This is a genomic window from Candidatus Hepatobacter penaei, from assembly GCF_000742475.1.
Taxonomy (GTDB): Bacteria; Pseudomonadota; Alphaproteobacteria; order Holosporales; family Hepatobacteraceae; genus Hepatobacter; species Hepatobacter penaei.
The window spans coordinates 247,276-261,829 of record NZ_JQAJ01000002.1 but is presented as its reverse complement, the minus strand read 5'-3'; the positions used below and the strand labels follow the sequence as shown (position 1 = coordinate 261,829).

The 14,554-nt window shown below is 46.9% G+C and carries 13 protein-coding genes and 1 rRNA gene; 8 read left to right on the top strand and 6 right to left on the bottom strand.

Annotation, left to right across the window (positions count from 1 at the left end):
- Window position 1 precedes the first annotated feature (1 nt).
- On the bottom strand, window positions 2–1,207 hold the full coding sequence (locus tag IG82_RS0103480; RefSeq protein WP_082192043.1) for an FAD-dependent monooxygenase: 1,206 nt from the start codon (window positions 1,205–1,207) through the stop codon (window positions 2–4).
- Here IG82_RS0103480 and IG82_RS0103475 point away from each other — a divergent pair.
- Window positions 1,206–2,327: a polyprenyl synthetase family protein gene (locus tag IG82_RS0103475; protein WP_031934217.1), complete on the top strand. Its 1,122-nt coding sequence runs from the start codon at window positions 1,206–1,208 to the stop codon at window positions 2,325–2,327. The genes IG82_RS0103480 and IG82_RS0103475 overlap by 2 nt on opposite strands.
- Here IG82_RS0103475 and grxD read toward each other — a convergent pair.
- Complete coding sequence (grxD, locus tag IG82_RS0103470; protein WP_031934216.1) at window positions 2,293–2,631, bottom strand: Grx4 family monothiol glutaredoxin; 339 nt, start codon at window positions 2,629–2,631, stop codon at window positions 2,293–2,295. The two genes, IG82_RS0103475 and grxD, sit on opposite strands and share 35 nt — an antisense overlap.
- Before the next feature lie 101 nt (window positions 2,632–2,732).
- On the opposite strand from grxD, the gene IG82_RS0103460 reads away from it, so the two are divergent.
- A complete protein-coding gene (locus IG82_RS0103460) occupies window positions 2,733–3,923 on the top strand; it encodes a pyridoxal phosphate-dependent aminotransferase (protein ID WP_408605315.1) in 1,191 nt (396 codons plus the stop codon).
- Between the two features lie 52 nt (window positions 3,924–3,975).
- On the opposite strand, the gene IG82_RS0103455 is transcribed toward IG82_RS0103460, so the two are convergent.
- A complete protein-coding gene (locus IG82_RS0103455; RefSeq protein WP_031934214.1) occupies window positions 3,976–4,674 on the bottom strand; it encodes a hypothetical protein in 699 nt (232 codons plus the stop codon).
- 256 nt (window positions 4,675–4,930) lie between these two features.
- On the opposite strand from IG82_RS0103455, the gene rrf reads away from it, so the two are divergent.
- The 4 genes from rrf to dapB all read left to right on the top strand — a co-directional run bounded on the left by rrf (window position 4,931) and on the right by dapB (window position 8,201).
- Window positions 4,931–5,045 (top strand): 5S ribosomal RNA (rrf, locus tag IG82_RS0103450).
- A gap of 459 nt (window positions 5,046–5,504) precedes the next feature.
- Window positions 5,505–6,095 (top strand): acetyl-CoA carboxylase biotin carboxyl carrier protein, encoded by a 591-nt coding sequence (gene accB, locus IG82_RS0103435; protein ID WP_216476139.1) that lies wholly within the window; start codon window positions 5,505–5,507, stop codon window positions 6,093–6,095.
- Window positions 6,095–7,447, top strand: coding sequence for an acetyl-CoA carboxylase biotin carboxylase subunit (gene accC / locus IG82_RS0103430; protein ID WP_031934210.1), 1,353 nt, complete (start codon window positions 6,095–6,097; stop codon window positions 7,445–7,447). The genes accB and accC overlap by 1 nt, the downstream gene beginning before the upstream one ends.
- Entirely contained in the window at window positions 7,431–8,201 is a 771-nt protein-coding gene (dapB, locus tag IG82_RS0103425; RefSeq protein WP_135957873.1) for a 4-hydroxy-tetrahydrodipicolinate reductase, read from the top strand. Before accC ends, dapB begins: the two co-directional genes overlap by 17 nt.
- On the opposite strand, the gene tssG is transcribed toward dapB, so the two are convergent.
- Entirely contained in the window at window positions 8,174–9,235 is a 1,062-nt protein-coding gene (gene tssG, locus IG82_RS0103420; RefSeq protein WP_031934208.1) for a type VI secretion system baseplate subunit TssG, read from the bottom strand. The two genes, dapB and tssG, sit on opposite strands and share 28 nt — an antisense overlap.
- Window positions 9,214–11,043, bottom strand: coding sequence for a type VI secretion system baseplate subunit TssF (gene tssF, locus IG82_RS0103415; RefSeq protein ID WP_082192041.1), 1,830 nt, complete (start codon window positions 11,041–11,043; stop codon window positions 9,214–9,216). The genes tssG and tssF overlap by 22 nt, the downstream gene beginning before the upstream one ends.
- A gap of 140 nt (window positions 11,044–11,183) precedes the next feature.
- Here tssF and hemW point away from each other — a divergent pair, with 140 nt between their 5' ends.
- Complete coding sequence (hemW, locus tag IG82_RS0103405; RefSeq protein ID WP_172642874.1) at window positions 11,184–12,341, top strand: radical SAM family heme chaperone HemW; 1,158 nt, start codon at window positions 11,184–11,186, stop codon at window positions 12,339–12,341.
- Here the strand turns inward: hemW and IG82_RS0103400 are convergent.
- The gene (locus tag IG82_RS0103400) at window positions 12,331–13,194 is read right to left on the bottom strand and encodes a hypothetical protein (protein ID WP_031934205.1); all 864 of its coding nucleotides are present in this window, start codon (window positions 13,192–13,194) and stop codon (window positions 12,331–12,333) included. The two genes, hemW and IG82_RS0103400, sit on opposite strands and share 11 nt — an antisense overlap.
- A gap of 403 nt (window positions 13,195–13,597) precedes the next feature.
- Between IG82_RS0103400 and IG82_RS0103395 the strand changes: the two genes are divergently transcribed.
- On the top strand, window positions 13,598–14,488 hold the full coding sequence (locus IG82_RS0103395) for a hypothetical protein (RefSeq protein WP_156095348.1): 891 nt from the start codon (window positions 13,598–13,600) through the stop codon (window positions 14,486–14,488).
- Window positions 14,489–14,554 lie beyond the last annotated feature (66 nt).

The window sequence follows — 14,554 nt, the reverse complement described above, 5'->3', positions numbered from 1 at the left end:
TTTAGAGATGCGCGTGGTCGGGTTCACCATGGCTCAGATTATCAATGGTGGGATCAATGCCCAGACCCATGGCGTGACGTGTGATGGCCTCTTTAAGGGGCGCGCACATGTCCACAAAGTTGGTGCCGAACGCCCATAAAGGTGAGGTCCACTTTTGTTGCAGGCCCAGCACAAGGCCGTGCGTAGCTCCTGCCATTGAGCGATAATCTGCGCGCCGCCGCTTCAGATAGTCCTCAAGTCCCATGCCTAAGTCTAGGCCAAGCTGATAACGGTTTTTGAGATGGTCTGCCAAAATAAAAGCGTCCCGTATCCCTAAATTAAGGCCTTGACCAGCCACCGGATGAATGCTGTGCGCGGCGTCTCCTACGAGCAGTTGTCGTCCCTGCGCGTGATGCAATGGCATGATTAAATCCAAGGGATAGGCGGCCACTGGAGAGGCCAATGTCATGTCTCCAAGGCCCCAACCAAAATGGTGCAACAAGGCATGCAAAAGAGTGGTGGGTGAGGTGGTAAGCGCATCTGCCATGGGCGCCTCCAAGCTCCAGATCACCGCAGATGATTGATTGTGAAGAGGCAAAAAAGCCAGGGGCCCTTTGGATGTGAAGTGTTCAAAGGCGCGCCCGTTATGGTCTTGTGTGTGGTGCACAGTAAAAACCAGTGCCTTTTGATCATAGGACCATGAACATGTGTGTGGGCTGATGTGCTGGCGCATAGGTGAGTTTTTGCCTTCAGCACCAATCCATAGGGAAGTGCGCAGCGTTTCTTTTGTGTCGAGGTGGAGCTCTAGATAAGATGGGTGCTGCGTATGATGTACAACTTCATGGGGACAAAGCCAATCAATGCGGGGGTGCTGGGTGATGGCATGGAACAACGTTGTTCTCAGGGCGTGTTCGTTCACAAGAAACCCCAAGGCACTGACGCCCATGTCTTGGGCCCGGTAAATCAGGCCTTTGCGTGTGCCTTCTTTTGAGACGACAATGTCCTTAATGTCTGTTTTTGTGGTGGCCACCCCTTGCCACAGCTTGACGGCATCAAGGGCTTGGCCATGGGCATAAGAAATGGCAAAAGATCGGCCATTTTTAAGATTTTTTTGAGGCTTCTTATTTTCAATAATGCCAACGCGAACGTTTTCATGAGCCACGAGATATGCCAAAAGACACCCGACAGGACCGCTCCCTGAGATGATAAGGTCGTAATATGTCGCCATGATGTGGATGCCTCGTGTTGACTTGGTTTCTACCTTAAAACAAAATCATTACGAAAATTTCTTTAGAAAGACAAGTGTGTTTTCCCTGCCCTCTGATAAGCCCTCACTCACAGATTTGCTTGCCAACATTCGCCAAGAGCTTGGGGATCTAGACCGCCTCCTCACAGACCATCTTGATGATGCCTTGCCGATGTTTAAGGACGTCAGTCTTCACCTGATGGGTGGGGGATGCAAGCGTTTGCGTCCTTCCCTTTTATTTGTGTGCGCAAAACTTTTTGGGGATGTGTCACAAGATCACATAAAAGGGGCGATGTGTATTGAATTGATTCATAACGCCACTTTGCTTCACGATGATGTGCTAGATCGCAGTTCTGTAAGGCGCGGTCGCCCCACAGCGCACCATCTGTGGACAGAAAGTCACAGCATCTTGACGGGCGATTTTTTGCTGTGTAAAGCTCTTGAGCTGCTCACAGACATTGAGAATTGGGATGCGGTGCGTTTGGTTCATAAGGCGGCTACCTATGTGATTCAAGGTCAAGCTTTAGAGATGACGCCACCCCCTGGCAGCATTGGTGAACAAGAAGCACATTATGAAAAGGTGATCATGCTTAAAACAGCACCTCTCTTTGAAGCCTCAGCAGGATTAGCCGGTATTTTAGGTGACCCTGTTTTGATCAATCAAAAAACAGCGCTTCAGACCTTTGGTCATCACCTGGGCATTGCCTTTCAACTGATTGACGACATTTTAGATTATCGGGGTCAAGAAAATGTGATTGGCAAAAAGCCTGGTCAAGATTTTCGTGAAAAAAAGGTGACACTGCCTGTGATTGTGGCTTTTCAACAAGGCACGCCTGATGAGCAAGCCTTTTGGACGCGTGTCTTTTTAGAAGATGCGACCCATGATCCCGCGTCCTTAGCACAGGAAGGGCAAGACGACGATTTTCACCATGCTTTGACGTTGCTGGAAAAGCATGATGCCTTTAAACAGGTTCTTCATAAGGCCAAATCCTGTGCCGTTCAGGCCAAAGAAGCGTTGTCTTTTTGCGATCAAAGCGTGCAAGACGCGTTAGGTCACATGTTTGATGTTATTCAAGAACCTCTTTTGAACGAGGCTCAGTAAGGCATCCTTTTTCCTGCAACAAAGCTTTGAGTGCCCCGCTTTCATGCATGGATTTGACAATGTCACATCCACCCACAAATTGGCTGTCTATATACAGTTGAGGAAGGGTGGGCCAGTTGCTAAAGGTTTTGATATCTTCGCGCAGCGTGGGGTCTTCTAAGACATTGCGCACCAAAAAAGAAACGTTGAAATGCTTCAGCACAGCGCACACATAGCTTGAAAAACCGCATTGTGGCATGTCAGGTGTGCCTTTCATATAAAGGACAACTTTGTGGTTTTGGATGTCTGATTGAATATTGCTCATGATGTTTGATTTTTGCTTTGATTTGTTGCGCCACTTAGGGTAACAAAAAACCAGGTCAGGTGCAAAAAGGGTACACCTGTCATAAGCACAAAAGGAACACCATCATGTTTTTTACACAAACTGTTCAAGATTTGCCACCGTCGCCCACCCTTGAGTTGTCTGAAAAAGCTAGATATTTGCGTGCACAGGGTGTGCCTGTGATCGATTTAGGCGCCGGGGAGCTTGATGTGGATACGCCAGATGCTGTGAAAGAGGCGGCCATACGCGCGCTATCAGAAGGGTTTACAAAATACACACCGGTCAGCGGTATTGCGGATTTGAAGAAGGCTATTCAACAGAAATTAGAAAAAACATCAGGTTTTTGTTATGACCTTTCCGAAATAATGGTGAGTGTGGGGGCGAAGCAAGCCATCTTCAATGCCTTTTTTGCGACGCTTTCGCCCGGGGATGAGGTGGTGATTCCGGTGCCTTATTGGGTATCTTATCCTCAAATGGTCAGGCTTGTGGGCGGCACCGTGAAGATGGCCCAAGGGGAGGCAGAACGTTTTTTTAAACTGACCCCTGAGGCCCTGGAGGCTGCGATTTCACCGCAAACGAAGTGGTTGATTCTTAATTCTCCCAACAATCCCACAGGCGCTGTTTATAAAGAAAAAGAGCTGGCTGATCTTGCCGACGTGTTGGTTAATCACACCGATGTGTGGGTGATGTGTGACGATATTTATCAAGATATTGCCTATGAAGAGGCTCCCTCTTTGGGTCGCGTGGCTCCCTTTCTCAGGGATCGTCTCCTTGTGGTTCACGGGGTTTCAAAATCTCATGCCATGACGGGCTGGCGCATTGGGTATGCTGCGGGACCTGAGGCCTTGATAAGACATATGACCAATATTCAATCTCAGCAAACATCAGGGCCATGTTCGATTGCACAAAAAGCGGCCATAGCCGCTGTGGCAGACCAAAGTGACTGGCTTGTGTCTTTAAGAAAGACCCTTAAAGAACGTCGTGACTATATGGTGCGTGAATTGAGGCAGATGGGGTTTGCGTGTGAGCTGCCAAGGGGGGCTTTCTATGTGTATGCCTCATGTCGTCATGTGATTGGAAAAACCTTCCAAGGGATGACGCTCACCACAGACACACAGGTGGCAGACTATCTACTTCGCTATGCGCATGTGGGCACCGTGCCAGGAGTGGCTTTTGGCCTTTCGCCCTATTTGCGCCTCTCTTATGGCAATAATCTTGATATTTTGAAACAAGCGTTGGATCGTGTGCGCACAGCATTAGGATGTGGGTCATAAAAAAAGCGCACCCCGGTGAGGAATGCGCCTTTCAAAGCAATCAGTGCCAAGCTTAGCTGAATTTCAAGCGAATGGCTGCTTTGCTGATAGAGGGGGAGATTTTGGATTGGGTGGTAATGCCTCCAGCGCCTTTAGCATCCAATGTCATCGACCCATAGCGTTGATGTGACAAGGCCAATCCCAAAGAAACGTGATCGTCCAAGGGCACATCAAAGCCGGCAGAAACAGAAACACCCATCAACCTTTTTTTGGCCTCGCCCTTCAAGGGGTCGGCATTATCAAACATATTTTGCTGTGCCTTAACATGTGTGAGGCGTGGACCGATGCCTAGGAAGACAGAAGATCCGCCATCAAGCACTTTACCAAATGTGACGTCTGCGCCAAAAGATTCTTTAACCTGCATTTCCAGGGTTCTTTTGCTGCCTTGGACGAAGTTAAAGGGGGCAAGAATGTCTGATTTGTGTTTGAGAAAATAATAATCAGCTTCTAATGCTACGCCAGCAAAGAGGGTATTTTGAAAAACGTAATTAAAGCCACCAAAAATGCCGGCAGCGCCACCATTGGCACCAGCGTTGTATTTTGAAGATAAATCTGTCTGATTGTTCTTTTCATCAATGGCATTGATGTTCATCGCACCGCCAGCTTGGAGTCCACCATAAAAGTTAAACCCAGGCTTGTTGGTAGCTGCAGATAAATTGTAGACCCCTAAAGAAAGGGTTCCTAAGGCACACAAAAGGGCGCAGTTCTTCATTATTTTATGTTCCGTTGGTTGATTGTTTTGTCTAATAATCTTTTTATTTTTATTTTTATTAAACAAAAATAACTTATTTGCTTGATTATTGTTATTTTTTTCTAATAAAAAGTTCTGAAGAATGATGATAATCCGGTGATGACTCTGTATATATTGTACAAGTGTAAAAAGTAATCTTTTCCTGCATAAAAGAGCTTGACAATGTTTGGGATTTTAGGTGAATATGGGGAAGTCGATCGGGGCGAAAACCTGATGGGCTGGTGACTGGGGCGGAGGGGATACACGCGATTCCATCCCGAACTCGAATGTTAAGACCTCTAGCGCCGATGGTACTGCGTCTTAAGGCGTGGGAGAGTAGGTCGTTGCCAGTCCTTTTGGTTTTCGTGGCTTAAAAGCCCAGTGTCCCTGCCTCTTTTTCTCTTTTTACCTTCTTTTTGGACGGGCCTTCCTTTCTTTTATTTTTATCGGATCTTTCTGTTTTCATGTTCCGTTTGTTGTGGGCGCAAGGCTTAAGAAAACACGTTTTCCTGCTGTCACAAAAACCAATCAACACGCCTTTTTCTTCAACCCGGATCACCTCGAGCCTTTGCTTTTTCAGCCAGTGCTTACCTTCTGCTGTTGAATCAATATAAACACCGTTCAGCTAAAACCCCCACGTTTCGCTGTCCATAAAAATGAAACTTTCCAACACAAGCGTTAACTCAGAACGTGCATGGCCATGATTGGTTTGGATGGGGGGGGGAGAGGGTGTCTGTTTTGGTACCTGCTTCGCTGACAAGGGTGCCATAAAGGAAAAGAAAGCCATCTTTCCCAGTACAACAAAGAAAAAGATGCGCAGCATAGATACCTCTGATTGCGGCAACCATTTGAAAGACAAGAGAAAACAAGACGCTGGCATCTTGACACAAAAGAATATAAACTACAAGAAAAAGCGTATATCCGTGGTGCACAAGATGTCTTCTCCTGGCAGTCTATTTAAAGAAATGAAAACGATCCTCGACGATTCTGACTTTGTGGAGGTGGAATATCAAAAAGGAGATACACGGATTCGCCTTGTGCGTCCATCACCGACATCCATGACCGTGGCTCCCGCTGCTGAGATCGTGACCGTTCAGCCACCACAGGTGGTCAGCTCTACAAAGCCTGAGCTCGCCTCGTCTAAAGAAGAGGCAACTGACAATAGCTTTTCGGTCACCTCGCCTATGGTGGGTATGGTTTACCTTGCGCCTGAACCGAATGCGAAGCCTTTTGTGCAAAAAGGAGATGTGGTGCAAGAAGGCCAAACGCTTCTTATTATTGAGGCCATGAAGGTGATGAACCCCTTGCGGGCACAAAAAAGTGGGGTGATTCAAGACATCCTTGTGCATAATGCACAGCCCGTTGAATTTGGAGAGCTGCTTGTGAAGATTGAGTTATCCTGATGTTTCAAAAAGTGCTCATTGCCAACAGGGGTGAGATCGCCCTGCGTATTTTAAGGGCCCTTAAGGAGATGAACATTCGCTCTGTCGCTGTTCACTCGATGGCCGATGTGGATGCTATGCACGTGCGCCTTGCGGATGAAAGTGTGTGTATTGGACCTGCCTTAAGTCGTGAGAGCTATCTCAATGCCACCTCGATTTTAGCAGCTGCAGAGCTGACCAACGCAGACGCGATTCATCCGGGTGTCGGCTTTTTGTCAGAAAATGCTGATTTTGCGCGTATGGTCGAAGACCATGGCATCACCTTTATTGGGCCCAGTCCTGCACACATGATGATGATGGGGCATAAGGTTAAGGCCAAACAAGCAGCTCATGACATGGGTTTGCCGCTGGTCCCGGGTTCCGAGGGCCATGTGACCTCTCCTTCCGAAGCTTCCTCATGTGTCAAAAAGCTTGGCTATCCTTTTTTGATGAAAGCTGTGCATGGTGGCGGCGGTAAGGGCATGCGGGTTGTGCGTCAGGGGGATGACGTGGCCAAAACACTCAGTCTCACACGTGCAGAGGCGCTTGCCAACTTTGGTTCTGACGAGGTGTATTTAGAAAGATATTTAGAAACGCCGCGGCACATTGAACTGCAAGTGTTGGCAGATCAGGCGGGTAATGTCTTGATCTTGGGTGAGCGTGATTGCTCAGTCCAAAGGCGGCACCAAAAAATTTGGGAAGAAGCTCCCGCTCCTGGCATTGATCGGGCTCTGGTTGAAGCCTTGTCTGAGAAGGCTGCGGCAGCCATGAAACGCATGGGGTATGTGGGGGCTGGGACGCTCGAATTTTTGTTTGAGGACGGTGAATTTTATTTTATTGAAATGAACACCCGTATTCAGGTGGAGCATCCCGTCACAGAAATGATTACAGGAATTGATCTGATCAAAGAGCAGATCAAAGTGGCCTATGGTGATTCTTTGTCGTTGAAGCAAGAGGATGTGGTGGTGAAAGGGCATGCGGTGGAATGTCGCATTAATGCGGAAGACCCCGAAACCTTTTTGCCAGCGCCAGGATTGATTGAAGCATATTTGCCTCCGGGTGGCCCTCACGTGCGTGTGGACAGTGGGTTATATCAGGGGTATAAGGTGCCGCCCTATTATGACAGCCTCATTGCCAAGCTTATTGTTTATGGGGATACGCGCGCGGAATGTCTCCAGCGTCTCAAACGCGCCTTGGGGGAATATGTCATTTCAGGGCCATCAACGTTGATTCCTCTCCATCGTCGTCTTGTGGAAGACCCCGTGATTCACGAGGGGGCCTATCATATCCATTGGCTCGAACACTGGATGGAACGTTGTGCACAGGCCGCTTAGTTCAGAAGGCCCGTCTTCCCCGCTTGAGGTGGGGGTGCTGGGCATCACAGGAAAAATGGGGCAGGCGCTGAGAATCATATGTGAAGAAAACCCTCATTACACCTTGGTGGGTGGTTGGTCTCGATCTGCGCCGTCCTCTAGCAAAAATTTCACCGACCCAAGGCATGTGTTTGAGAAAGCACAGGTGATCATTGATGTGTCCCACGCCTCTTGTGTGATAGATCATGTGAAAATGGCCGCTCAGCATCAAAAACCTCTTCTTGTGTGTGTGACGGGGTTTGAGGACGATCCTGTGCACTTGTTGAAGCCCCTGGCCTCAACAGCCCCTTTGTTATATGCTGCGAACACATCGCTGGGCATCGCATTGCTCAAAAAAATCGTTTACCATGTGGCCTCGCATTTGGGGCACGAGGCTGAGATTACCATTACAGACCGCCATCACCAGCATAAAAAAGATGCTCCTTCGGGGACCGCCAAAATGTTAGCGGAGGCTGTGAGACAAGGCCGCACTTCTTGCATTGAGAACACCAGTCAAGAAGGGGTGTCTGAACTGTTGCCTATTACCATGACATCCTGGCGTGAAGGTGAGGTGTTTGGGGATCATGAGGTTACGTTTGTCACGCATAATGAGCGTCTTGTGTTGTCACATCAAGCGCTCAGCCGGGAGGTGTTTGCGGAAGGGGCCCTGCGTCTTGGGGGTTGGTTGGTTCATCAACAATCCGGTTTTTACACAATAGATGATGTGTATTCTTGATTGTCTGTGAAGGAAAGGGTGGGTTTGACCCGCACAACACTTGTCATCTTTTTCTTGTGCGTTCTTCCAATCCAGCTTGTCCATCCTAAAAGACAGGGTCTTTTTTGTGGGCCTAGGGATGTGGAACAAGGTGTAGATAGCGCAAGTGACAAATAAAAGTCAAAACGCGTGCCTATATAGAGGGTGATCAGGTGATGGACCTCTTGATAATATTTACCACCCGGTAAGAGGTGAAAAAAAAGGTCATCGTCATGGATGTCAAGGCAAATCAACATGCCATGATCCTGGCACCATGAGCGCGCCCCTAACACAAAGGTTTTGCTGAGAATGGATCGGTGTTTGTTTCCTAACAAAGTTCTGTTTTGAGGCGGGATGTTGTACCACGCGCCTTGAAACGGCACGATGCGTACAGCTACAGAAAAATGGTGCGCTAATAGGCGACACAGGCCTTCAGGGGTGTGTGGTTTTTTCCAAAAAGCTTGTGCCATCATGAGCAAAGATCGCTCTGGGAAGAGTTCTTTTTTAATAGGGTGATAACTGGTGAGCGCCGAAAGGGATTGACCAATAAAACTTTTTTGAGGCTCAGACCAACTTAAAACAGGATAAAATTTTTGTTTCATCCGAAAAAAGATGGACAACAACCGGTGATTAAAAAGATCTAAAAAATCTTTCAGAGCCGTATCTTTCCGTTTGGTGTTGTGAATGATTTTTTCTGTATAAGCTAGCGGAAGGGGGCCGTGAGAGCCAGAAAGCCCAAAAAAGTTGACATAAATATCCGTGCGTATGAGCTCGGAATGTGTCGGTTGGGTTTTGTCTGGGGAGGTCATAAAAAGACCATGAGGGGAGGATAAGGAGCCAGGCTTAATGCTGAGAATGTCACTTGCACTGAGTGAAAAGTTGGTGACAGATCGAAAGAAAAGCGGTGTGCGCGCTGATGAATTGGATTGTTGGTTAAGGATATGAGCAGCTTGCGCAAATTCAAATGTGAAGGGGGCTTTGAGAAGCTTGGTTTTTAGAGAACGTGGGCGATACATGGTTCTGCAGGCCAGCATTTGATGAGGTTATCTGACAACCCGACCAACCGGGTTTCCAGCAATGTGTTGAAGCTGCTGGTTGATTTGAAAAGCTCCTTTAAGATCGTGCACAGCACAAAAAAGCCTTGGGTATTGGCCTTTTGGTCATCAACCTTCACCGTAACGATCAGGGTGGGGACAAAGCTGCGCCAGGCTTTTTCCCCCCATGCCGAGAGTGTTTTTTCAAAATGAATATCTTGAATGGCATCAATGGCAAACCCAAGCGACGTATGACCTTTGTTATAAATGCTCAGCAAACGCTTGAGGGGGATAATGCTTTTGGTGTGGGCGCAAAGCCCTAAATGATCAAGGCCCAGATGATTGATCAAATCCCACTGAACGTCACCCGATAAGTTGGGTTTTGCCACGCGCGTGGGCTTAAAAAGCGTGATGGCATGCAGGCCTGCAAAATCTCCCTGCACATCAAAATTGGCATGAACAGGTATTTTTTCAGCAAAATTTCTGTTAGTGCATAACATATGGGCATAGACCACCTTTTCTTGGTCGTCCTCTTCTTCCACCCGGTAATCAAGAAAAGATAAGAGCATATCGGTGCCCTGGGTATTGGGGAGCATGGTTTGGACTCTGTGTCCCATCCAAAAGGCACTCTTGTTTTTTTTCTTGATGGGGTGTGTATAAGAAAAATAAGGGTCAATGGTTTCAGCAGGGGTGTTGAGATTGGTGGCAGAAGAGATTTTCTCAATGCTGTAAACTTCTGTGGTGTCCTCAAAACGATAATCGGTAATCAAACGATAAAGTGTTTTTTTGTGGTCAAGCTTGATAGGCTCGGATGTTTTAGGGAATAAATTCACAGCCGGCACACACCCGAGTGCAATGTTTTGTTCCACAAGGGGCCACTGTTCAGGTGAGCTGTTAGGCGGCAGCGGAAACAGTAGGTCAATAAAAGAGCCATGGGTGTTCTGGAAAACGGGCCTGAGCTGGTTGACATTAAAAAACAAAAACTTTTGTGGGAAATGGAAAAAATCCCATAACCATTGCTGAGCCATGGATGTGTTGTGCACTTTGGGTAAAATGCCTTGGTTTTCCTCAAACCCCATGGGAGAAAAAGCATCCACTAACATGCCGGTACCTGGCTGATCTGACGTCCAAAAGAGGGGCATGTTTTGGTGCACATCATAGGTGCTAAACCATCGAAAGAGGGTGAAGGCCGTGAGGATATCACCCCCAAGATAGAAAACAAGATCGTCAACATCTAGAGAAGAAAGAGAACCTTGTGTAGATTCAATACGTACACGAATAAGCCAAGGTGTTTTCAGTTTATGGGCAGGAATGTCATAGCGTTGCGCCCGTTCATACGTCACCTGTGTGACGTCAAGGGGCCAAACCTTGCTTTCCATGGTGGTTTGAAATTTACACGTAGAGCCGTCTTCAGATGTGGTGGTGAGAGGGGTGCGTGCAGGCACAATGCGTCCTTTAAAAAGCTCACCGGCACCATCTTTGGGTTTAAGCTTTGTGATGACGCACGAAGGAAAAGGGGATGTGAATTGGGGGTACAAAATGCTTAACAGGCTGTTGGTGATGAAAGATTGGTGATCCTCCACCTCCATTTGCAAACGGCCTGTCAAAAAAGCAAAGGATTCAAGCAATCGCTCTACATGAGGATCTGATGATCCTTTTGAACTTAACTCAAGTCTTTGTGCAGCTCGTGGATAAGCTTTGGCGAATTCTTGACCCACTCTCAGCAGGTAAGTCATCTCTCTCTGGTAAAAAGGCAGCAGTCGTGAGAAATTCGGGTTATGCTCTTGCATGGCACGTCATTTTGTCTTTTTTCGTGAAGTAATGAAAATGTGTGTGCCTTTTGTTATTGAGGGAGAAAGGTTTTTTTTCACTAAACAAGATGATGACAAAACAAATCCTTAGCCCATCCCATCATAGACTTACTGCCCCCATGCCGCTGTCTTTGTATATCCATTGGCCTTTTTGTTTATCCAAATGTCCTTATTGTGACTTCAATAGTCATGTAAACCGTGACATGGATGAACAACGTTTTATCAGCGCACTGATCACAGAGATGAAAAGCGCAGCGCAGCGTTTTGATTGCCCCGCCCATCTTGTCAGCATTTTCTTTGGGGGCGGCACCCCCTCATTGATGCCCCCTGAAGGTGTGGCTCGTCTGATTGATGTTGCGCAGAGGCTTTTTGCTTTTGATGACACCATAGAGATTACGATGGAGGCGAACCCAACCACGTTTGAAAGGAGTCGTTTTCAAGCTTTTTATGATGCAGGCATTCGCCGTCTTTCGCTGGGTGTTCAATCTTTTTCCGATGATCATCTTGCCTTTTTAGGCCGGGGACACAGCGCTGCCGAAGCAAAAAATGCCTTGGCACAAGCGCGCGATATCTTTCCCCGTATGTCTTTTGATCTCATGTATGGGTTGCGTGATCAGACATGTACTATGTGGCGTCATGAGCTGAGGCAAGCCTGGGATTTTGCCCCCACGCACGTGTCATGCTATCAACTCACTTTTGAGCCTGGCACTGCTTTTTATCCACGGTATGTGCGGGGGGAGTTGACCTACCCTGAAGAGGCGATAGAAGTGGCTTTTGATGAGGAAACAGAGACTTTTTGGCACCAAAAAGGTGTGAACCGTTATGAGGTTTCTAATTATGCTTGCCCCGGTGAAGAAAGTCGGCACAACCTTGCCTATTGGCGCTTTCAGCCGACATTGGGCATAGGTCCAGGCAGCCATGGTCGCCCACACTATAAGCAAGGGCGTTATCGTGAGGTGACATACCGCCATCCTCAAACCTGGCTTGAGGCTGTGGAAAAGCATGGTCATGGCACAGAAACATCGACGCCACTTTCGTGTGAGGAATATGACTTAGAAAAACTCATGATGGGCCTGCGTCTCACAGAAGGCATCAAAATCAAAGAGTTTCATCACGATTTATCTGATGAAAAAATCCAGACCCTTGAACAGCATGGGCTGATCCTTTTGACAAAAGACGCCCTGAAAGTGACCTCTCAGGGACGCCTGTGTCTTAATAGCGTGATACGATTTCTTGCGCATGGCGCACAGAAAGAAAGCCACGCTTTTATTGAATAGCTCCATTTCTTTCAAGGTTTCTGAGTGCCTGCATAAACACAAGGGCATCTTTCACGTTTTCAAGAGCTGTGTTTTGGTCAGGTGTTTTTTGATTCCCACCCCTTTGATCCCTAAGCATGCCCTGTATTTTTTCGGGCGTGGCATTGGTGCTGTCCTTAGAGAAAATGCCTTCATTTGTGGGGCGTGTGCAGATATTTCTCCACGCGGCATCGTTTGGCAGGTTTTCTTCCTTAAAGCTGTACATGTATTTGCCAATGCTTAGCTTTTCTTCAAAGGTAAGCTGCTCATTCTTCCCTACTTGAGCAAAGTGAAGGAATACAGCCATGGCCTTGGGCAAATCATTATAAGCGATATGATCGCCTTCTCGTTTTTGTGGGGATCGTCTGATGCGCAATCCTAGGAAAGTTTTTTTGTTTCTCACTAACCCCTTTAATGCACCTTTTTTAAGGATGGGTTGCAAGGCTTGGATGACCTTTTTCTGCTGCAGGCTATCCGCATTTAAGCTAAACCAAATTCCTTTTTGGGATAGGTGAAGATGAAGATCCTCATTTTTGATAAACAAATTTATCTCTTCACTACGTGTAACTGCGTAAGCAAATAAACATTCGGCAACAGATTTTTCTTTATCCGTTTTGCCTGCACGTCTCACTTTGTCCATGAGTGCTGTGGGATTGTGAGGTGTGTTTTTCTTTGCATTGGCATCAATAATTTCGCAAGCCATTTGGTAAGGTTTGGCGGCAAGCGTTTTGATGGCGGTCTCATCTAAAGGGTTGTTTTTGTTTTGAGCCAAAGCATGATTGCTATAAAGAGATAAGCTGATCAAAGCCGTCATCAGGAATGTATGTTTGCGCATAAAGTATTTCCTCCATCAAGGATGAATAAATGTAAGACAGGTGAACAAAACAAAGAAACAAGACTTACCAAAGATAGGAACATGTTTTTCTGATGAAGGGTGTATCGTCTCACATCTACTATCATCTCAAAACACGTCGCTATCCCACGCCTTTCTAGGACAAACAAGGAAGGCAACAAGAATACCCCCCGACCTTAATTCGTCTTATAAAGATAAAAAATATTGATTTTTATTCGTATTGTTTTTTTTCCATAAAATCGTCTCATGAGATCATAGTCGACGTCTCTTCTTCCTCATTCTTTCTGTCAAAAATTAATATAAATTCAATAACTTGACATCATTATTGTCTTATATAGATATATTGTCAGTTGTTACGGTTATGCATAGCAAAAAAACGGCCCTCATGATCATGTGTTTATTGATGGGGGGAGTCGGTATTCAGACATGTTACGGCAAGCACCACCCCTTTGGCCACCTACGCCACTGGGCCCATAAAACCCAAAAAGCCTTTGACTCATTGGTAGACCATACACGTCACATCACACATACAATCAAGCATGGTGCTAAGAAAACGACAAAAGACGTCCACAAAGGCACCACCTCGGCCCTGCATCATATTAAGCATGAATTCAAACATGGCAATCCTGAGCTGTTGGTGGTTGGGCCGGGCGGGTATATTACTGTCAAGGCATTGCGGGCTGCAGGGTTTAGCAAGCCGGCCAATTATATTGAACACCTTGAGCACCAGGTGGCAAAAAAAGTGGTCCTTTTTCGAGGCAAAGCCAAAAAACATGCACACAGCGTGGAAAACAACCCACGTCTTATGCAGTCAGCGCTGCAGAAAGATTATCTAGACGTGTTGATCCCTAGTGCGGCCTATTATGTCAGCATGGTGTATTGCCAAAACGACCCTATGGTGCGCGACAGCATTCAACAGCAAGTGGATAAGGCCTATAAGAAATATGGCTATGGCGGCATTAGAGGTGAGGCTCGGGGCCTTCGCTATGGGAGGTCCACAGATCAAGGCAAAAAAAACAATCCACAGGTTGCCAAAATCAAACATTTTTTTTCTTTGTTAGCCAAAGATGCCAACAACCTTGTGGTGGATGAGAAGGCGTTGACCATCAATATGCTTCGCAAAGGGGAGCATGGCTTCAAAATGCACAGCATTTTTCCCAACTATGACGCCAAAAGGCTGGCAGTTTTGTTGGAGCTGCTTAAAGACAAAACACACTCAATACATCGGGGGCCGATCTGTCGTTTTGCGCATGTGCATAAAAATGATGAGGGATGATGGTCGTTTCACCAAAGGCAAAAGAAAAACACACAAGGCATAGAACGAAGGGGGGATAAGATAGGA

Bases quoted from the DNA above. Each gene is read 5' to 3' on its own strand.
- IG82_RS0103475 (WP_031934217.1), top strand. From the start codon at position 1,206: ATGATGTGGATGCCTCGTGTTGACTTGGTTTCTACCTTAAAACAAAAT.
- IG82_RS0103480 (WP_082192043.1), bottom strand. From the start codon at position 1,207: ATGGCGACATATTACGACCTTATCATCTCAGGGAGCGGTCCTGTCGGG.
- grxD (WP_031934216.1), bottom strand. From the start codon at position 2,631: ATGAGCAATATTCAATCAGACATCCAAAACCACAAAGTTGTCCTTTAT.
- IG82_RS0103455 (WP_031934214.1), bottom strand. From the start codon at position 4,674: ATGAAGAACTGCGCCCTTTTGTGTGCCTTAGGAACCCTTTCTTTAGGG.
- accB (WP_216476139.1), top strand. From the start codon at position 5,505: ATGCGCAGCATAGATACCTCTGATTGCGGCAACCATTTGAAAGACAAG.
- accC (WP_031934210.1), top strand. From the start codon at position 6,095: ATGTTTCAAAAAGTGCTCATTGCCAACAGGGGTGAGATCGCCCTGCGT.
- tssG (WP_031934208.1), bottom strand. From the start codon at position 9,235: ATGTATCGCCCACGTTCTCTAAAAACCAAGCTTCTCAAAGCCCCCTTC.
- tssF (WP_082192041.1), bottom strand. From the start codon at position 11,043: ATGCAAGAGCATAACCCGAATTTCTCACGACTGCTGCCTTTTTACCAG.
- hemW (WP_172642874.1), top strand. From the start codon at position 11,184: ATGCCGCTGTCTTTGTATATCCATTGGCCTTTTTGTTTATCCAAATGT.
- IG82_RS0103400 (WP_031934205.1), bottom strand. From the start codon at position 13,194: ATGCGCAAACATACATTCCTGATGACGGCTTTGATCAGCTTATCTCTT.
- IG82_RS0103395 (WP_156095348.1), top strand. From the start codon at position 13,598: ATGATCATGTGTTTATTGATGGGGGGAGTCGGTATTCAGACATGTTAC.